Here is an 18,956-nt window from a genome sequence, read left to right as displayed (position 1 = left end):
ACTATACCGGTGGCTGTGCCAATACTCTTAGTTGTTTATAATACTCCGTTATAAATGCTCCAATGTTCGCATTTGGCAAATTGTACAAGGTTCCGTCAACTGTCATGCATTTGACATCCCCGACCGGAGGCTCGTTGGCAATTGCTGTATAAAACAATCGGCTAACATCGTCCATAGGGAAGTCTGTTGAATCATAGGTAAACGACCCAGTGTTTATTTCTGAAATCTTAGCCGCATTTTCTCGAAGCGTAGTTTCAACTTCAAACTCGGCCTCAAATGCGTTCATTTCACCGGAAGTTCTTTCAACTAATTCACCACCCTCTATTTTCCAAGGACATACACCATATATGTACTCCGGGATATAATCTTCGCCAACAATCAACGGGTTGCCATATTCACCCATTTCTGTTAATTCAATTATATCTTTTGCCCATTCGTGCCAGGTTATAAATGGCTTTTGCGGCTGCTCAATTGCTTTGAAAAATTTCATACCTAATTCTTTATTAAAATATAATGAAGCTTTATGTTTCGGACGCCCGTGTTATCAAATGCAATACCCATGAATTCAAACGATGATGATGTTTTGGCGGCGGTAGCGTAGGCCATTATATCCTGACCTCGTGAACCAATAGGATTAAACGACTCAATTTCAATTAAAACTTTATAATCGGATGTACCAACATCAGGAAAAGTTATAACTGCTGTTGTATTACTGGGATATGCTCCTAAATTCGCAGTTTTAGACGCCAAAATATTAGGAATAATTGGCTTGTTTTTCAAATAAGCATCCGACAACGGGTTTTCAACATCCCAGTCCGTTTGAACATTTTTCTGCGCTCCAGTTTCAATACCCATTAGTTTCGCAAGTAGAGCAGCTGTGAAATTATTATCAGTGTGAACATAGTTTGCATCAAACACCGGATAAACCCTTGTAAAACTACTAAGTGCCGTACCTTCCGTTTCATGAACTACTGCCGATGTGTATCTGAATACTGGCTGGTTCGATCCGTTTTTAAATGCCAAGTTTTCAATGGCGATATCCTTCTTGATCTTTGTGGTTAAATCGCCTGGCGTTTCCTCAAATCGGCAAAGTTCCCCGTCAATATACATATACCCGGATGTAATATTTGTACCCGAAATTGTACACCCTGAAATGATATAGTTTCCGGTATCAGGAACATTACAAAAGCTTACGAAAGCTTTCAGAATATGAAAGTAAGCTTCCTGCATTTTTCGGAGTGTGAACTGCTTGAAACGGTAGCCTCCTGTTTTTGTAAAATCAATTAAATTCATGGTGTGTAAGTTTGTATTGTGTATTTTTTTCCTGCGTAACGGTAACTATCAACCAAAGCCCTTAGCTTAATTTCTTCAAAAGAAATCGTGTCCGGCATAAAGATGATCCAACTGTATGAAACATAACTTTCATTATCGGCATCCAAAAAAACATCATCTTCGTTATCATCGCCGTCATCTTCTAAAAAGCTAACTTCAGTTTCCTCGTTTTGGTAGATGTAAAGCTTTTCAACATCCGGTAAGTCGTCTATGTAAATAAGCTTTGTTGCCTCGTGGTTTTGGGTGTCGTACCCCGTAACCTGGTAATATTCATTCAGCAACTTTTCCAAATAGATCGTACGACCGTCATGCTGAATTTTGTACAATGTATCATCGTGCAGCTTCACCAATGGCGTAACAAAACTTCTAAGCAAAGCCAAATGCTTTACCTTTCGCAAAAAAGTAGGCATTAGCTGCTCAACCAGTATTGAAAAATCAGCTGTTGACCAAAACATTAGGCAGATAGTTTATAGTTAAATTTTCCGGTAAAATCTTAAAATAACCAGCATTTGAAGTTTGCCATTCTCCAACGTCAATAAACGGTAAACTCGCATATTTCCATTGTAACAAATCAACAACCGGTAGTTTTACACCTTCCGCTTTGCTTATTTCAGCTCGGAAGTAATCCTTAACAAACGCTCCGTTAAACTCAAGGTTCGCCAAATAGTTATCGATGGCGTCCTTAACCGGGTAAACCTCCTCGGACGTGTTTAAAAGTTGCCCGGTACCCATGTCGATAATCATGGGGTCAACATAAACGGTTAAATTAACCTTAAGCAAATCGGCCGTTTCGTTAATCAATCTGATTTTTACACCTGGTACTTTGATTTGTCGCAGGTAGGAAAGCACTCTTGTTTTTTGTGGTTCCGTTACCGGTTCCAACGACCCCGCGTTGTCCGTGGCAATTTTCACAACAAGTTCGCCATCATCCGACTCTAACACCGCACAACGGTCAATTATTTTTCTTTCTTCAGCATCAGTTACACCCGTTAGGTCATAACTGAATGCGCCGTCCTTCCAAACAAGCTCAAGCCCGTCGTGAAAGTTCAAAACCGCCGCTCTGAAATTTGGTAGGTTTTGAGGGCGGGAGTTTTGAGCGTTGCGTTCAACGATTTGCTCATGTGTCCAAATACAAAAAGAGATTATTTCAAAAATTATATTTTCAAGTGACACAAGTGAGAACTCCTGCTCGAAAGAGCTCCCGGGAGTTAATCCGTATAATGTTTGAACATCCGCATTTTGTATAAAGGCGTCTGTCATTTCTTTTTTAATCGTTTTTCTGTCTCGTGCCATAGTTAGAATGAAAATGGGAACTCTCCCGGTAATTCGTATTCATATAATTTTGGAGACAATGCTGTTGCGGGTTTTACTATTGAAAAGAAGTCCACAACATCATAATCTTTTATCTCTGTCTTTTTTAATTGCGTTCCAATACTCAAAGAGTCTGTTACACTTATCTGATTTAAAAAGGACATTAGGATTGCGCTTTCAGCGTCTCCAGTAAGCTCCACGGCTTTATCAATCAAACTTTGTCCTCTTAAAACACTACTCATAATCAGCCTCAATAACTAACGGTTTACCTTCGTATAATTCCAGTTTTTTTACTATCAATCCGTCTTTTGCTAAATGCTCCCTAATTCGGTGACGTGTCCTTAAAAAATCGTTATCCAAAAGCAAATTATCAATTGATGCCCCAAGTGTTGGCATAAAGAAAAAATCTCCAGGATTAGCAATTATGATTGTCGCCTGATTCTGGTTTTTGGTTTCCCCAACAACAATACCCTGGATAATCTTTCCGGAATCATCTCGCACAACATCAATTTTTAAATCAAGTAAAGCTCCATTGTCGCTATTGTCGTTAAGTTGTATCCCAATTTGTTTCATTTAATTGGCATTTAAAATGGAATTAAACTGCGTTTTAATAGTTGTTAATTGCGCTTGAGTTGCCGGATCAATTGTTCCGGTTCCAGCACCAGGCACAATTACCTGTGCTGATTTTACTGTATCAATTAATTGACCAATCAACTGCCCAACGTTCGCTCCGGAGTTTTTTATCGTTACTTTTTTTAAAACAGTATCAATAACAAATTCAAAGTCTTCATTTTTGCATGTTAGTTTATCAATCTCGTTAACCTTAACAACAAATAACCCTGAGAGTTCACCGGTTTGACTTAGAACCAAAACATCACTTCCAACTTTTGGCGTTAGTAAAATTCCATTTTCAGGATCCAACGTCGCCATTAGCCTTACATCAGACAATACCAACCCCCCTGAAAGTTTTACTGAACAAAAATTACCGGTCACAGAAACAACTTCCGCGGCAATCGGCAAATTTGGATTAGCCGCTACCAATTCTTTCAGTTTTGCTCTTATTTGTGCTTTCTTGTCTTTCATTAGGTACTCAATTTAACTCCGAGCTGCACGGTGCGTTTTCCTCCGGAACTGCTTATGGACGTTTTTACACTTACTACATAATATTTACCTGTTTTTTCAGGATAATCCCTGTCATAAATCTTAGCGCTATACGTTGGTTTTACCATTGGTATTAACCAACTTTCCAAACTCCCCTCGTAACCGTCTGCACTTCTTTTAATGAGTTCCGCATCAGCAATTCGTTTTAATTCGCCTTGGGCTATTGCCCCAACTTTTAAAGTAACTTTATCACCTCCAGTGGTTCCATTTGTATAGCTTTGAACTTTCCCATTCTTATCTACACTCTCGACCGTTACTTCAACTTTACGGTCAATTGCTTTTTTATACTCTAAAGAGGCACTTTCAATATTATGTTGATAACTATAAATTACATCACCACCTTTCTCAACATACGGGGGGTGTATGTGAAGTTCTTTTTTTGTTGTGTCGAAAAAAATATTAGCTTTAGTTTCTTCAGCTATTTTTTTCAAAACATCATAACCTGTAGCCTTATGAATTACAAACTTTTCATAAGCAATATCAAAATCACAAACAACTTTGAATCCTGGATTTATCGCCTTAACAATGTATTCCGCTATTTTCTTTACCGATGTAGGTTTCAACTCCACATCCTTGACGGCTTTTCTGAACAAAAACAAAGCATCCTCACAAACGATTCGGATTGTGCTGTTATTGGTTTGAACCTCTGTTATATATCCTTCAAACTCCGTTTCAAGTTTCTTGTCATAACCGGCTTTTATGGTAACTTCCGTACCACGACCAATTTTATTTTCAAGACTTAAAACCTGATTGTTTACGGCATCCGGAATACTAATGAAAGCGATGTCCGCCAAATTATCCACCGAACATTCAACTTCAATCGTTTCAACAGTTTTAAGACTGTACGTTTCTCCCTTTTCATTTTTGAATTTTATGTCCCAAATAATATTGTACATGCTCTTATTTTATATCCTCCTCCTTAACCAATAGATTGTAAGCAAAATCACTTTTTACTTTGATGTCGTATGCCTGAACGTTTTCACCTTTGGTAAATGGAAAGCTATAATCGTAAATCACAACTTTTGTAATACCTAACGTTTCCAAAGGAAAACTGTAAACAAAAATTTCTTTCCTGTGCTTTAAAAACTCAAACAGGCGGGACATCATTTCAACCGGGTAACAATCCTGTGGCTGTCCTTTCATCATTGAGCCAATCAAAGCTCCAGTAATTGAAATTTCAAAATCCTTCTGGCTCCACCGTTCCTTAACCGTTCCAATCATGTTATCCTGTTTAGCAACATTACGCTCAACAACGTTGTTCCCGGAGCTTATTGAAAGCATTGGTTCAAAAGGAAAAGTCCACTTTTCACCATTCTCTGTAAAACTGAAGGATAACGGAAAAAACTGTTGCTCTTCCGATATTGGAGCTGACGCCATCCACGGATTAAAAGACTGATCATATTTCGCTTGTGCTATCACAGTTTCATTTTTAACCGGTAAAAAAGGAATTGCCGGGAGCACTCTCTTTGAGAGTTCGTTCTGAACCAAATTTAAACGCTGAATTTCGCCAACCTTGTTAGCGCCCATCAGCGAAGCAAATAGTATGTCTGTATTGTCTAACATTATCCTGCTGTTGTTGTGGCCGATGCCAATAATCGCAATAAAGCATCTTCTGTTTGTTCAGTCATCTGATTAGCAGAATCTTTAAAATCTTTACCGCTTATGTTTAGAACCCCGATTAAATCTTTAAGGTTAATCGTGATGTAATTATGTTTTGTTCCTCCGGTAGCCACCGCTTCATTGGTTTTTTTTCCTTTGTCTGAGCCTCCGGCGTCCCCATTGCCTCCCGGAGCGTTTGGATCAACTCCCGGAACACCAGGAGCGGAAATACCATCAGAAGAAGCCTCTTTTTTGTCCTTTTTCCATTTCACGGAATTGAACGCCTTTGAAAACTCGTCTTTTGCTTTAAGTGCCGTTTCTCCGGCTTTTTTATATCCGGCTTTTATACTTTCCTTGCGCTGCTCAACATCGGCGTTTAGCTGATTAATCATGGCTTGGTTTTGGTTTTTATCACCCATTCCAACCGCATTCTTAAACTTATACCACGCAATCTGAATTTTATTAACACCAATCATTATACCGTTAACCAACGTATTGAACTGCGCTTTTGCCAATTCAACGTAAGCCTGAAAAATTAGTTTTGCCCCATTGACAGTATGTTGCCACATTTTACCCCAACCTTCAGTTGCCGAAGCAACCCAAACAATGGCAGCAACAAGAGCGATAACAGCCAACACAACTAACACGATTGGGTTCATGGCCATAACCACATTAAATGCAGCCTGTATTCCGGTCCAAACCGCTGTTGCATTTCCTACAATGCCAGTCCAAAGGGCCTGTAATTTTGTAGCGCTTGTCAAAGTGCTCAACACTGTACCGGCTCCACTGAAAATAGGCATAAGATTAGCAAAGTCTCCGGCTGTTTTTCCTAATACACTTGCATAACCTAAAAGCCCGTTTGTGCCATTGAAAAGCGATATTTTAAAATCGTCAATTTGAGCCTGCAACCTTTTGTTTTTCTCTTCGGGGCTTTCCATTATTTTAGCTGCCTGCTCGTAAGCGGTATTGGTTCCTGTAACGGCACCCGTAAGCCTTTCAAGTTCCGGAATTTGTTCCATCAGCGCTTTTGTTGCACCGTCGGCTCCTTCACCAAGCCAAGCCGAAAGCAAAGCGCTATCTTTCATAGCAGGCTTCAATATTTTTAACCTGTCAGCTAATGACAAGTTTTTGTCCGCTAGTTTAACGGTATCGATACCTAACTTCTGTAATCCCTCCTGATAATCTTTAGGAATATATTTTCCCTGACCCAGTTTAACAAGAACGTTTCGCAATGCAACACCTCCCTCGGAACCTTTTTTACCGGCTTTATCCAAAATTTGAATGGCAGCATTTGTTTCTTCAAAAGAAACGTTAGCCATTTTGGCACCCATACCAGCCTGCTCTAAAGCTCTTTTAATCGTTGGAAGCTCCGCCGAACCTTCGCCGGCAGCTGCAGCCATAACATTCATCATTTTGGCCATTTCTTCAGATGCTTTAATTGGATCATCTGTAGAAACTTGATATTGATTCATTGCAGTTGTCAAAAGCTCGGTTGCTCCAACAATATCGCCGCCCATTAACTTACTTGTCGTAGCGGTCGATTTTCCCATTGCATCTAAAGCTTTAGGTACTTTCGCAATTTCTGGAGTTAATTGCCCTAAAATGAGTTTGTACGATTCTACACCATCAGCAGCAGAACCACCAAATGTTTTGGCACTATTTCGGGCGTATTCCTCAATTTGTTTGATTTTTTCACCTGCAACTCCGGTCATCGCCTGAAGTTCATACATATTTGAACTTAGTTTCATACCAGGCTCATTGATTGATTCGATTCCCTGTGCCGCAGAATTGATATTTTGAATGAACGCATTTAACTTAACACTATCAAGAGACTTTTGAATTTTATCGATACCCGTACCAAATTTATTCTGAAAGTTATTGAACGATGTCAACGCCTTATCAAAATTCTGTTGTACGGTAAGAATGAAATTTAAAGCTTCGGTACTCATTTTGCGGTGTTTTCTAGTTTACGAACATATTCAAGTTCTTTTATTCGCATTGCCCATTCAGTGTCGTCCAGGTCGTCCGGATTTTGGATATGTAAATAATATCGTAATTGGGCGTTTGTAATCCTTACAAAGTCGTTTTTATCGACTTCGGCCGACTCTAAAGCTTTTCCAAGCTTGAAGACATGATACCAAGCATTTCGGTAACATGAGTACTAATTGTCATGAAGTAGGAGTCTTTTGTTATAATCTCCTCATCGCCTCCGATAAAGCAATCTTTTAAAACAGCTTCGTTAAATTGCATAGGATCTTTTGCGCCAATTTGTGAGGCATAAGAATAGCCTTTTCTTGAAAGTGTTTTGAAATAGCCAACTTTGTCGTCGACGGTAATTTTCATCACGTTTCCATGTTGTCTTTTCCAGGCGTCAATTTGCTCCTGGGTTACTTCTTGATTTTTTGCTGGTGTCATATTGTTGTTTTTTAAAACCCCGCCCGAAGGCGAGGCTCATGTTATGCATTGTTTTTCACACCCAAAGCGATAAAAGGAAGGGTAATCTCCATAAACTTATCACCTTGTTTCATTTCTTTGGATGACTCCGTGAATTGAAGTCCTGTAATCCTGTCAGTACGCATTGCATTACCAGTCGATGGATTTCCGTACGAAACAATCGCGTCCAAAGAAAGTCCCATTATACTTCCGTTACCCGCGTCCTCCAATGCGGCAACCTCTGATTGTAGCAGCCCGATTTCACCCTCATAAGAAGCGTTTCCGGTTTGAATAGCTACGGGGTTACGGCCTTTTGCATATAGGGCCTCTTTCTCGGTTTTTTCAGTGTATTTTACTGCACGAATTCGTGTCAGGTCTCGGCCTCCCAATACCAAGGTAATGTCCGCCCATTCGTATTCTCGTGAATTGAAACTCATGTCTTATTAGGAATTAATGGTATAACCAATTGAAAACTCAATGAATCGTCCGTAACCGTGAGGTCTAACTCTTACGCGGCCTTTGATTTTGGAAGTGGTAGCGATAATCTCATTCAAATCTATTTCGCATTGCACTCCTGTATCATTGGCCTGTGTAACATCCGCGGAAATTTCGCCTTTAGCGGTCATTTCCTGCGCAATTACACGTTCAACTTCTGCTTCTAACGCTTTAGCGTATGACGGCTGCATTTTGCCCTCATTGGTTAACGGAACCTGATCCAGTAAGAAGTTGGTTAACGTTGCGTTGGCCAAAGTGTAAGCCTTGTCAATTACACGTCTGCGAGTAATGTAGTGGTAATCGTCTTCCACCGTACAAGCTAAAGGATCGTCTGAAAAATAATATCCGGATTTACCAACGTGCGTGCGTAAAGTGATAAAGCCTTTGTCGTGTAAAGCTTCAACATCATATTGCTCAACCGGAGCGTTTACAATGAAAAACTCCAACGGCTTTAACGCACCATCTTTCACGCGGCCAACATTAACATGCACTTGGTTCTTTGCCAATCTACCGGCCAAAACACCAACGGCAGCGCCTTTTGTTCCCGCAGCATCCGAACGTTTTTCAGTATCTCCAATCATTACCGCAACACGGTTATAAGTGGTTAGTTCAAATCCGGTTAAATCTTGAGCTACTCCTGTAAAGTTATAGCCTTCTAAAATGAAGATGACGGGATGGATTTTTTCAACAGTAAAAGCTTCTGCCATTGCCTGAGCCGCGGCTAAAGTTGCTGGAAAATCTTCACGCAATCCGTCCTCTGTTGTAGTTTCTGCCACCGATGGTGCATACTTCAAAATGATAGCACGAATTCTACGATTTGAAAGATTTAACAGGGTTTCAGAATCATCAATCAACTGATCTAAAGTGCGGGTTTTTGCAACACCATAAATCCAAAGTTCTGTTCCGGTACCGGCTTCGGCATAAAACTCTTTGATGGTTTTATACAGTTCGTAGTTACCAACCGAATTGGTAATACCTAAATTTTCAGCATCTTTCAAAGACTTAATAACGTAGTGTTTGTTAAGTTCAAAAGTTGATGCTACGGCGGTAGCTGATGACACCAACCCAAACACACCATCTGGATTGGTGGCAACTACTCCAAGGTTGCCGTTTTCAAATTGTACGTTTACTCCTGGTAGTGACATTACTCTTGTGGATTAGAACCCCCTGAAGCATCTGAACCGTTTTCATCGGCTTGGTTTTTTGCTTCCATTTGGGTTTGGATTGATGCTAAAATTTCAGGTTTGTTTGCCTTGTCGTTTACTTCAAGTTGATTGTCTTTGGCAAACTGAATCAATTGTGCTTTTGTAAAATCGCTCAATTCGGGTTCGTCGTTACCTTCTACCAATTTTGCGTCAACAGCTAAATGAGCAGGGTTATAAACCGGTTCAACTGATTTATTTTCTAATCCTTTAGCGTGGTTTTTCGCATCGTTTTCATTGTAGAAAGCGGTTTCGTCGCTTGTTACATAAACAACCTCTAAGGTTGGATGTTCTTTCCAGATTTGTTCTGTGTTCATCGTTTGAAATAGTATTTAATTAGATTATAGCCTAAGTACACTAACAGCGCCAGTATCATAAAGCGAAAACAATAAATTTGGAGCTGTTGACAATTGGTCAATTTGTAAATAACGACAGGAGTTTGAGTGGTATGGAGTTCTTTAATATATTTAGACTTCCATTGCGCAAATAATTTCTGAGCTCTTGTCTCGCAGTCAATTTCAATATAGTTGCCCTTTAAATTGACCTTTGGAGGCTTTAAATTCTTTCCGGCATAGCTTTGAATGACTTCTTTAATTTTAGGTTTTCCATTCACACACTCAATAAGTGCCTTGTAACTGGAGCTGTCCTTTTCGATTTGAAAAACAGTATCGTGTACCGTTTCGGTGACCGTTTTTGTAACTTCCGTTTTTGTTTCGACTACTACCGGCTTTGAACTTGTACATCCTACGGCCAGTAGTAACGAAAACAACAGACAGCTAAAAAATAGTTTTGCTTTCATATGTTTAAATAGTGTTTAATTGATTCTTAAATAACCTTTCATGTCTGTTTTTTTACGTGTGCGACGGCACACTTCGTAACCTTCACGGCTACCCTCGTCGTTGGTATTCCCTTCAATGGTGTAAAGTGTGTTACCAACTACTTTTTCAATTATTCCGGTATGGCCTAAACCTTTACCGTAATCCATTATAAAAATGTCTCCAGGCTTCGGATTGGTAACCTGTAAAAGAGGTCGTAAATTCCATTGCTTTAATACGCCTCCGGTTTTTGATAATGGGTTTGCAACCCCTATATTTTTGGCTGCCTGATTAGTACACCAGTAAACAAATGCCATGCACCAGGAGTACCCCTTTGTAAGTCCTACGCTGTTTAAATAAGCTTCTACCGATTTGCCGGCATTGCTGCCTTTCGGGATTTCTTGTACACCAAGTTGGGTCGTGGCCACCTCAAGAGTTTTAGCTGCTAATGTCATGGCTGTTTACCGTTAAGTTGTTTAAATTTTCTTAGCTCGTCTGTTAGCTGTTCAATCTCAACAAGAAGCATGTCGATTTTTTTATCACGTTCCTTAATCTTATTATCCCGCTCCTCAATAGCTTTTATTGCTACTTCTAATCGCCCCCCTAAATCATCAAGAAGACCTTTATAAAATTCCGAAGCTTTGATCTCTGCATCAATCTCAGCGGATTTTGCGCTGGCATTGTCAATTTTGTTTTGCGTTTTTGTTTTTACATAATCCCAAAACTTTGTACCGGCAATACCTAAAAAGGCAAACAGTGACGGATATAGTACTACGCTTAAAAATTCCTGCACTTGTGTAGATTTTTAAAAAAAGCCGTACCGGTTAGTACGGCTTTTTATTAATAATATTGGTAGATTCTAGTAAATCGCTCCAACACCTCTTTGCTCGAATGGTACGGCAATGAAGTAGTGACGATAGTTCAATTTGTTGGTTTGTGTTTCCGGATCGTTTTTCGACTCAACAAAGTATTGTTTTGTCAAACCGGTTTTCTTAGCGATTCCATCTTTCCAGAACACTACGGAAGCTTCACGATCTCCAGCGGCTTTAACAGCTCCAAAAGCTTTCTTAGCTCCAGTGTTATCGAATAAAGGGTTGCCGTTGTACTGGTAAATTTCAAATCCTGCAATTACAGGAGCCGCCATTCCAGTTGTGTAGTTTACCAACTTGTCGCCAAAGTTTTTACGATCTAAAAGTAAATCATTGTAGTGGCGTGTTGACAATACTAATCGTCTGTTTTCAGGCGCAACTTCCGCAGCATCCAAACGATTTTTCAAAGTGATCAAATCGTCATAAATTAAAGTTGGAATACCTCCAACAGCTGTTCCTGTTGCAACAATTACAGGAGTGTTAGTTGTGTCCGCAGCCGGAGCGATTGCGTGAATTGCTTTTTTGTACTTCTTAGAGTTGATTGCTCTAACGTGGCCGCCGGTTGCTGCGTCAATACGTGGATAAGCTGCTCCGATAACTTGATCGTCTGAAAGTGTTGTAACTTTCGTTTGATATTTATCAAGTTGTACGGTTACGTTATCGTCTGTGAACGCTTGTAACGCGATTGGATACGTTGAGTTGTTAATCAATACGTCCGGATTGAAAGACGTGCGAGGAATGTAAATGATATTACTTTCCGATGCGTCTCCGGAGCCTACTTCTAAAACCTGCACATCCAACTCTGGGATGCCGTCAAGCCATGGAGCAACATGGGTGTTACCAAGGTTTTGAATAACCCTGTTTAACCAAACTTCTGGAAAATTTGCTGGCATATTTCTGCTTTTTAGTTAGCGAATAATTTTTTGTACTCTTCCGGTTTGTTTGCTTTGAAAGCTAATTGCTCCTCAGCAGACAATTTTTGGAAATCCTCTTGGTTTTTCACTTCCGGGCTTCCGTCGGTTCCAGATGGGGTGTGGACACCGGCGGAAAAATTTTGTTTTGCCGGGATAGCATTTAGAGCCGTATCCAACGCCTCCTCGGAAGACAATCCTAAGTCAATAAATGACTGCTCTTTGTCTGCTCCAATTTTGCCCTGAGTTACACCCAATTTTACTTTTGCGGTTACACGGGTTTTCTTTTCAGCTTCAGCAGCATCTTTTGCGGTTTTTGCTGCTAATTCCAAAGCATCGTTTTTGGTTTGAAGCTCTTGAACTTTTCCGGCAAGCTCCATGACTCTTGAGTCAAGTTCGCTTTCCTCGACGCCTTCTTTTGGAAGCGCTTTTGTATCATAGCCTAATGCGACCATTGCCGCAAGGCTTAACATGATTTTCTTCATAGTGTTATCAGTGTTTGAATTTAATTCTGGTTGTTTGCCATCGGTAACCGAAAGACATAAGGTTTTAATTTCATCGTCATCCATTACTTTACCATCGGCGCTCATTAAGCGAACTGCATTAGCATTAGAAGGAACCGGAACAATAGATACCTCGGCCAATTCACATTTGGTTAGGAATATTTTGCCATCTATGTAAGTAAGGTTTTCACGGTCTACAATAATTCCCATTGAACAACCGCTTAAATAACCTCTTTCGACTTTTCCTTTGATTTTGGCTGATTGCTCATCTTCAACATCAAAGTCCGGCAACCCTGTTAACAAGGCACCTTCTTTTTTCCAGTCGGTCCATTTTCCTAACACATAATTGTTGTTATTCCAATGATCAGAAAGCATTACAGGATTCTTTGAAAATCGGGTTAAATCAATCCCTTCGGTCAAAATGTAGAACCCGTAAGTGTTAGCAACGGTTTCGTCATTGAATACAAAAGGTTTAATTACGGGTTCAGGCATTTTAATTCTGTTTTTAGTGATGGCTTTCTCGCCTTTAGTGATGACAAAGTTTAGAAGGAAAGAGACCCTAAAAAAATAACTGCAAACCATCTAAACACTTGTGTACAGTGGGTTTACAACTGTGTACAGAACTTAAACAACTTTTTTTTTAGCCTGTTTTTTCAACTCAATTTTGTGTCAAAGAGTTATAAAATGGGTGCACGAAAAAAGGTCGAACAGGAATTCGCAAAAACGTTATTTGTTAATGAAGGATTAACCCAAAAGGAAATCGCTGTACGATTAGATGTTTCTGAAAAAACAGTTGGTACGTGGGTAAAAAAAGGCAATTGGGAGAAATTAAAAACGTCATTGCTTGTTACACGTGACAATCAATTGTCAGAACTATATAAGCAACTGGAAAATGCTACAATGGAAATTAAAACAAGACCAATTGTTCGAGATATACCTGCTGCTTTACTGAAACCAATAAAACTTAAAGATGATAGCGGGTGCGAATATATTGAATACCCAAAATATAACCCTGAAGATTACCCTATAAAAATTGGCAATACTCCAACAACAAAGGATGCCGATATCATTCTAAAAATTACAAACTCAATTAAAAAGCTTGAAACAGACACCAACGTTGGTGATACTGTTAGTGTGTGCAAAGATTTAATTCAGTTTGTGAGAAGTCAAGACCAAGAGCTTGCAAATAAGCTAATAAAATATTGTGATGCATTGATAACTGAAAAATTAAGCAAGCATGGCAATTAAAAGAAGTGATAAATCATACTTGGAAGAGTGGCAACAATTTAGGGACAATACCCTAAAAGCTACTCCTGTTGATTTAAACGAAACCGCAGCCGAAAAGCTAAAACGTATTGCGTATCTGGAAGCAAATCCCGAGGAATGGTTTAAATACTATTTTCCAAACTTCTATACATCGGAGCCAGCACCATTTCATATTAAAGCGACAAAACGTGTGCTTAAAAATATGGAATGGTTTGAAGTGCGTTCCTGGGCGCGTGAATTATCAAAGTCAGGTCGTACCATGATGGAAACTCTCTTTTTAACTTTAACTGGAAAAAAGAAAAACGTTCTAATGGTTTCCAACAACTATGATAATGCGTGCCGCTTATTGTTGCCATACAAGTCAATCCTGGAAACAAATAACCGTATCATAAATGATTACGGTGAGCAGGAAAGTTTAGGACAGTGGGAAGCCGGTGAATTCGTTACACGCAAGGGAGTTTCTTTTAGAGCATTGGGAGCTGGGCAAAGTCCGCGTGGAACTCGTAAAGATGAAGTAAGGCCAGATTTGATATTGATTGACGATATCGACACGGATGAGGAATGCAGAAACCCTGAAAGGATTAAAGTTAAAGTGAAGTGGATAATGGAAGCTTTGATTCCAACGCGATCTATTTCCAACGCTTTAATGATTATCGTTTGTGGTAACATCATTGCTAAATTTTGCTGTGTTACCGAATTGGCTAAAAAGGCCGATGTTCATGACATTGTAAACATTCGTGACAAAAACGGGAAATCAACATGGCCAAACAAGAACACCGAAACGGCTATTGACCGTGTGCTGAATACAATATCATACAACTCCGCTCAAAAGGAGTATTTCAATAATCCAGTTAGCGAAGGTGATGTGTTCAAAGAACTGACTTATGGAAAATGCCCGCCACTGAGTTACTGTGAAGATATTTTAATTTATGCCGACCCTTCCACATCCAACAAAGACAAAGGAAGCGCTTCCACAAAAGCTATAGCAATTATCGGCTACAGACAGTTGAAGTTTTACGTGTATTGGATGCGGGTCGATACCATGAGCAATTCCAAGTTTGTAGATTGCCTATTTGAAGCTTACAAATATTTAACCACTCACAAAGTAGATACCAAACGTGTGTATGTGGAGAACAACTCGCTACAAGACCCTTTCTTCGAGCAGGTAATCATGCCGCTTATTTATCAGCGTTCCAGGGACTACGGCTATAACCTTCCAATCACACCTGACACACGTAAAAAGCCTGATAAGTTTTTCCGTATCGAGGGTACACTGGAACCGCTTAACCGTTTAGGGAACCTGATTTTTAATGCGGATCAAAAAGACGAGCCAAATATGGTCCGAACACATGATCAAATGTTAGGCGTTGCACCAAACACTAAAATAATGGACGCTCCCGATGCAATTGAAGGAGGGGTTTGGTTGATTCAAAACCGCATTGTAAAAAAACAAAGCACCTACTCTGTAGGTCATAGAAGTAACCGTAAATATTGATTTATGTTTTTAGAAATAAATGACTTAGGAGCCGTTATTTACGACTACCAAATTGAGCAAATTACTGAAGGTAACGACGATATTGTATTACAAGGTTTAGCCGCTGCTGAGGAAGAGGCAAAAAGCTATTTGACACCAAACCCCAACCAAAGAGATTATTTAGACGGACGGCTGTTATACGATGTCGAAACGATATTTAACGCTACTGGACTAGACCGGAATGCTCTAATACTACAGCATTGTATCACAATAGCAAAGTGGCATATCGTTCAACTGTGTAATGCTGATATTATTTATGAGCAGGCAAAAGAACGCTACGACAGAGCTATTGATTGGTTTACCAAAATTGCTAAAGGCTCAATCAATTTAAGCTCTTTACCGCAATTACAGTTACCCGATGACGATACTACCCGTCAGCCTTTTTCATTTGGATCACGCGCAAAATTTAACCATGATTATTAATTATGAGCTTCATTAAATACATATTTCAGGAGGCGTTCGGAAGCAAAACAGAAACTACCGAATTAGCATCACAACCAGGACAAACAAAAAAAGGAAGTCCGGGCTATTCTCATTCCATTGCTCCTAAATCCATAAGCCAAACCCGACAGGATATAAAAAACTGGACGGATGCTCTTAATATGGCTCAGAAAGCTGAGGACCCGAAGCGATATCCTTTGTACAACTTGTATGAAAACATTGTTACTAAAGATTTGCATCTTCAGTCTCAGTTAAATAACAGAATGCGAAAAAGTCTTTCAAGACCTTTCGTATTTAAGGATTTGAAAGGAAATGTAAATCAAGAGTTAACCGATTTACTTCAAAATTCAAATTGGGTTTATCAAGTAAACAAAGCAATTTTAGAAACTGTTCCGTATGGTCATTCAATTGGAGAGTTTGAATATGATGCTGTTGGAAACTTGAAATTCATTTTAATTCCGAGACAAAATATTGATCCTGTGAACGGATTGCTTTATCTCGATTATACTGAAGACAAAAAAATTAAATATCGTGAGCAAAAAGAGTACGGTTCATGGCTTATTGAGTTTGGAGAACCAAAAGATTTAGGACTTCTAAACGGCTGCGTTCCTGAAGTCTTAATGAAGCGATTTGCGAAAAGTTGTTGGAGCGAGCTTTGTGAAATTTACGGCATCCCACCGCGGGTTATGAAAACTAACACGCAAGACCGTACAATGGTTTCTCGTGCTGAAAAAATGATGCGCGACATGGGGTCGGCAGCTTGGTTTATCATTGATGACTCTGAACATTTTGAATTTGCTAAAGGCGTTGACACAAACGGTGATGTTTTCAATAACCTTATCAAAGTTTGTAATAACGAAATGTCAATGGGCATCTCTGGAACCGTTGTTGGTCAAGACACAAAAAACGGAAGTAATTCCAAAGAAAAAACCTCAATTGAAATACTTCAGGATTTAATAGATTCTGATTTGTCATTACTGGAGTTGTATTGGAATAGCGTTATTATTCCTGCCGGACAAGTTTTAGGAGTTATCCCCGCAGGTGTTGTTTATGGTTATGATGAAACCGAAGATTTGGACGCCTTATGGGATAAAGTTATTAAAGCTTTGCCTTATTATGATGTTGAAGTAGAATGGATGAAAACTAAGTTTGGAATCCCTTTTATTGAGAAAAAAGTAATCGACAACAGTAACCAAAAACTATCCTTGAATATTGGCGATGGGCTTTTTATCTAAGCCCCAAGATAAGTAAGGCTTATTTTGGGGCGTTTCACCAAAGATTGTCTTACCTATATGAGTGCAATTGTGATGATTGTAAGGCTGAAAAATCCCGTTTGAATTTAAGTGCCGGCGACTCGTTTAAACAGTTATTAAACGCCGCTGAAAAAGCATTTAAACAACTGCATAAAAACAAAGGTTATAAACCTGAAGATTTAGCCAAAGAGAAAGCCTATAAAGATTTAATCGATAAGACTTATGGCGTTTTTGACTCCGCTATTACCGATAACGTTGTAGATGGTGAATTATTAAGGGCCTTGCAGGAAGACACTTTTTTATTTTCGGGATTAAAAACACACGCTCAACTAAATGAAGCCTCAAGATTGCTGTTAGACGATGAGGGTAAAATAAAATCGTGGGAAGCATTTTCAAAAGATTTTGAAAACATCAATAGCAACTACAACCAAAATTATTTGGAGGCTGAATACCAGTATGCGGTTGGCGCTTCATTAATGGCTGGGAAATGGTCTGAGTTTGGTGAAAGCGATCGTTATAATTTACAGTATAGGACTGCCGGTGACGCCCGAGTACGTCAGGAACACGAAAAGCTTCATAACACAACATTGCCGAAAAACGACCCGTTTTGGGATAGTTATTATCCTCCAAACGGTTGGCGTTGTCGTTGTACCGTAGTTGAAGTGCTGAAAGACAAATACGAGCAAAGCGATAGTGGCAAGTCAATTAAAGCCGGTGAAGCTGCCACAAGCCAAATAGGCAAGGATGGAAAAAACAGACTTGAAATTTTCAGATTTAATCCTGGTAAACAAAAAATTATTTTCCCGCCAAAACATCCATATCGTTTAGGAATTGGAAATAAAGAGGTTACCAAGGTTATTAAAGATGTTTATAAAAATAATAATAGCATAAATCTTTCCGATTTTATTAAAGGGGGAATTCCCACAAATAAAGAGATTAAAGCCATTTTTCAGAAGTATGCTCAATTGTATCCTGATGATTTTAGAAACGGTCTTGAAGATGTTAAGTTTCTAAAGTCCACGGGGTATTTAATGCAGCACTCAATGAAATATTCGCCGGCAACCGGTAAATGGGTTGGTGGCTCAACCCTTTCATTGAGTAGCCACACTTTCTCCAGTATCGACTTTAACCCTCTTGAATCTTTTAAAACTGCTTTAGGAGCAATAAAGAAAGGTGAAAAACTAAGCTTTAAACAGGAGTATGCTTTAGAGTCGATGTGGCACGAGATACTTCACGCAAAAACCAAAACGGCACCGGTTAAATTATCGCCTGTTGGAACAAAAAACATGGAAACTATAAATCAGTTCTGTGCTCGACATACATATCCTGAATTCATGGAAAGGCTTGGAGGAAAAGCTACTCACCAAAAAGATATTTTAGAGAATGGATATGGGTACAGAGAATGGATATCAGACTTCAGGCAGAATTTGAAAGAAAAAGGAATTAGTGAGGACAAGGCTTTAAATTTCTTTATGCCTCATCTAATGCAAAATTACTCGACAATTGGAGGAAAAATAAGAGAGTTCTTTGAAGAAAACACTAAATAGCTTCTACTAAATAGTCATTACCTAATCCGGCAGCCATTTCTTTAGGTAATCTATCCCAGTAAGATTTTGCTTTATCTGATTCGCCTCTAAACTCAAAAAGGCAAGCAATATCATAGTATGCAAATTCTTCTGTAATGTGTTCTTTGTATAATTCTGGAGTCAACGTTCCAGTGATCTCAATGCCAAATTTTTGGCAAAAAGAAAGTGAGTCAAATCGAATATCGTTTAACTCCTTATGGGTTGGTTTATGATCAAAAATTGTCTCCATACATTACAAATTTATG

At 39.2% G+C, this 18,956-nt stretch carries 25 protein-coding genes; 5 read left to right on the top strand and 20 right to left on the bottom strand.

From position 1 onward, the window contains the following. Window position 1: 1 nt before the first annotated feature. The 19 genes from G498_RS0105950 to G498_RS0105860 form a co-directional block, all read right to left on the bottom strand. Window positions 2-490, bottom strand: a complete 489-nt coding sequence (locus G498_RS0105950) for a hypothetical protein (RefSeq protein WP_026980329.1) — start codon at window positions 488-490, stop codon at window positions 2-4. A gap of 2 nt (window positions 491-492) precedes the next feature. Further along, window positions 493-1,293, bottom strand: coding sequence for a hypothetical protein (locus G498_RS0105945; protein ID WP_026980328.1), 801 nt, complete (start codon window positions 1,291-1,293; stop codon window positions 493-495). Continuing rightward, window positions 1,290-1,787 carry a hypothetical protein gene (locus G498_RS0105940; protein ID WP_131387678.1) on the bottom strand — a complete coding sequence of 166 codons (498 nt, stop codon included), beginning with the start codon at window positions 1,785-1,787 and terminating at the stop codon, window positions 1,290-1,292. Before G498_RS0105940 ends, G498_RS0105945 begins: the two co-directional genes overlap by 4 nt. Continuing rightward, window positions 1,768-2,625, bottom strand: a complete 858-nt coding sequence (locus tag G498_RS0105935; protein ID WP_026980326.1) for a hypothetical protein — start codon at window positions 2,623-2,625, stop codon at window positions 1,768-1,770. The genes G498_RS0105940 and G498_RS0105935 overlap by 20 nt, the downstream gene beginning before the upstream one ends. 2 nt (window positions 2,626-2,627) lie before the next feature. Next, entirely contained in the window at window positions 2,628-2,858 is a 231-nt protein-coding gene (locus G498_RS0105930) for a hypothetical protein (protein WP_154656444.1), read from the bottom strand. A 19-nt stretch (window positions 2,859-2,877) separates the two neighbouring features. Next, window positions 2,878-3,216 carry a hypothetical protein gene (locus tag G498_RS0105925; RefSeq protein WP_026980324.1) on the bottom strand — a complete coding sequence of 113 codons (339 nt, stop codon included), beginning with the start codon at window positions 3,214-3,216 and terminating at the stop codon, window positions 2,878-2,880. Continuing rightward, complete coding sequence (locus G498_RS14730) at window positions 3,217-3,726, bottom strand: hypothetical protein (RefSeq protein ID WP_051269762.1); 510 nt, start codon at window positions 3,724-3,726, stop codon at window positions 3,217-3,219. Beyond that, window positions 3,726-4,700 (bottom strand): hypothetical protein, encoded by a 975-nt coding sequence (locus G498_RS0105915; RefSeq protein ID WP_026980323.1) that lies wholly within the window; start codon window positions 4,698-4,700, stop codon window positions 3,726-3,728. Before G498_RS0105915 ends, G498_RS14730 begins: the two co-directional genes overlap by 1 nt. A 4-nt stretch (window positions 4,701-4,704) precedes the next feature. Next, window positions 4,705-5,367, bottom strand: a complete 663-nt coding sequence (locus G498_RS14725; RefSeq protein WP_051269760.1) for a DUF6046 domain-containing protein — start codon at window positions 5,365-5,367, stop codon at window positions 4,705-4,707. Further along, window positions 5,367-7,352, bottom strand: a complete 1,986-nt coding sequence (locus G498_RS15370) for a phage tail tape measure protein (RefSeq protein WP_051269759.1) — start codon at window positions 7,350-7,352, stop codon at window positions 5,367-5,369. The genes G498_RS14725 and G498_RS15370 overlap by 1 nt, the downstream gene beginning before the upstream one ends. Window positions 7,353-7,509: 157 nt before the next feature. Beyond that, on the bottom strand, window positions 7,510-7,818 hold the full coding sequence (locus tag G498_RS0105900; protein ID WP_026980322.1) for a hypothetical protein: 309 nt from the start codon (window positions 7,816-7,818) through the stop codon (window positions 7,510-7,512). Between the two features lie 41 nt (window positions 7,819-7,859). After that, window positions 7,860-8,273 (bottom strand): hypothetical protein, encoded by a 414-nt coding sequence (locus tag G498_RS0105895; protein WP_026980321.1) that lies wholly within the window; start codon window positions 8,271-8,273, stop codon window positions 7,860-7,862. A 6-nt stretch (window positions 8,274-8,279) separates the two neighbouring features. Next, complete coding sequence (locus G498_RS0105890) at window positions 8,280-9,476, bottom strand: DUF2586 family protein (protein ID WP_026980320.1); 1,197 nt, start codon at window positions 9,474-9,476, stop codon at window positions 8,280-8,282. Then, window positions 9,476-9,850: a hypothetical protein gene (locus tag G498_RS0105885; RefSeq protein ID WP_026980319.1), complete on the bottom strand. Its 375-nt coding sequence runs from the start codon at window positions 9,848-9,850 to the stop codon at window positions 9,476-9,478. Before G498_RS0105885 ends, G498_RS0105890 begins: the two co-directional genes overlap by 1 nt. After that, complete coding sequence (locus tag G498_RS0105880) at window positions 9,847-10,332, bottom strand: hypothetical protein (RefSeq protein ID WP_026980318.1); 486 nt, start codon at window positions 10,330-10,332, stop codon at window positions 9,847-9,849. The genes G498_RS0105885 and G498_RS0105880 overlap by 4 nt, the downstream gene beginning before the upstream one ends. A gap of 15 nt (window positions 10,333-10,347) precedes the next feature. Next, window positions 10,348-10,803: a CHAP domain-containing protein gene (locus tag G498_RS0105875; protein WP_026980317.1), complete on the bottom strand. Its 456-nt coding sequence runs from the start codon at window positions 10,801-10,803 to the stop codon at window positions 10,348-10,350. Further along, complete coding sequence (locus G498_RS0105870) at window positions 10,800-11,141, bottom strand: hypothetical protein (protein WP_026980316.1); 342 nt, start codon at window positions 11,139-11,141, stop codon at window positions 10,800-10,802. The genes G498_RS0105875 and G498_RS0105870 overlap by 4 nt, the downstream gene beginning before the upstream one ends. 66 nt (window positions 11,142-11,207) lie before the next feature. Continuing rightward, window positions 11,208-12,110, bottom strand: a complete 903-nt coding sequence (locus tag G498_RS0105865; protein ID WP_026980315.1) for a phage major capsid protein — start codon at window positions 12,108-12,110, stop codon at window positions 11,208-11,210. 11 nt (window positions 12,111-12,121) lie between these two features. Then, window positions 12,122-13,123: an HK97 family phage prohead protease gene (locus tag G498_RS0105860; RefSeq protein ID WP_035744244.1), complete on the bottom strand. Its 1,002-nt coding sequence runs from the start codon at window positions 13,121-13,123 to the stop codon at window positions 12,122-12,124. A gap of 192 nt (window positions 13,124-13,315) precedes the next feature. On the opposite strand from G498_RS0105860, the gene G498_RS0105855 reads away from it, so the two are divergent. The 5 genes from G498_RS0105855 to G498_RS15365 all read left to right on the top strand — a co-directional run bounded on the left by G498_RS0105855 (window position 13,316) and on the right by G498_RS15365 (window position 18,672). Continuing rightward, complete coding sequence (locus tag G498_RS0105855) at window positions 13,316-13,879, top strand: terminase gpP N-terminus-related DNA-binding protein (RefSeq protein WP_026980313.1); 564 nt, start codon at window positions 13,316-13,318, stop codon at window positions 13,877-13,879. Next, window positions 13,869-15,392: a hypothetical protein gene (locus G498_RS0105850; RefSeq protein WP_026980312.1), complete on the top strand. Its 1,524-nt coding sequence runs from the start codon at window positions 13,869-13,871 to the stop codon at window positions 15,390-15,392. Before G498_RS0105855 ends, G498_RS0105850 begins: the two co-directional genes overlap by 11 nt. A 3-nt stretch (window positions 15,393-15,395) precedes the next feature. Beyond that, complete coding sequence (locus G498_RS0105845) at window positions 15,396-15,854, top strand: phage protein Gp36 family protein (protein ID WP_026980311.1); 459 nt, start codon at window positions 15,396-15,398, stop codon at window positions 15,852-15,854. 2 nt (window positions 15,855-15,856) lie between these two features. Next, a complete protein-coding gene (locus G498_RS14710) occupies window positions 15,857-17,107 on the top strand; it encodes a phage portal protein family protein (protein ID WP_051269755.1) in 1,251 nt (416 codons plus the stop codon). A 98-nt stretch (window positions 17,108-17,205) separates the two neighbouring features. After that, window positions 17,206-18,672: a phage head morphogenesis protein gene (locus G498_RS15365; RefSeq protein WP_051269753.1), complete on the top strand. Its 1,467-nt coding sequence runs from the start codon at window positions 17,206-17,208 to the stop codon at window positions 18,670-18,672. Here the strand turns inward: G498_RS15365 and G498_RS0105830 are convergent. Continuing rightward, window positions 18,665-18,940 carry a hypothetical protein gene (locus G498_RS0105830; protein WP_026980310.1) on the bottom strand — a complete coding sequence of 92 codons (276 nt, stop codon included), beginning with the start codon at window positions 18,938-18,940 and terminating at the stop codon, window positions 18,665-18,667. The genes G498_RS15365 and G498_RS0105830 overlap by 8 nt on opposite strands. Window positions 18,941-18,956 lie beyond the last annotated feature (16 nt).

It is taken from the genome of Flavobacterium suncheonense GH29-5 = DSM 17707 (assembly GCF_000430025.1).
Lineage (GTDB): Bacteria > Bacteroidota > Bacteroidia > Flavobacteriales > Flavobacteriaceae > Flavobacterium > Flavobacterium suncheonense.
The sequence above is the reverse complement of the archived record's forward strand: the minus strand, read 5'-3'. Positions and strand labels throughout refer to the sequence as shown.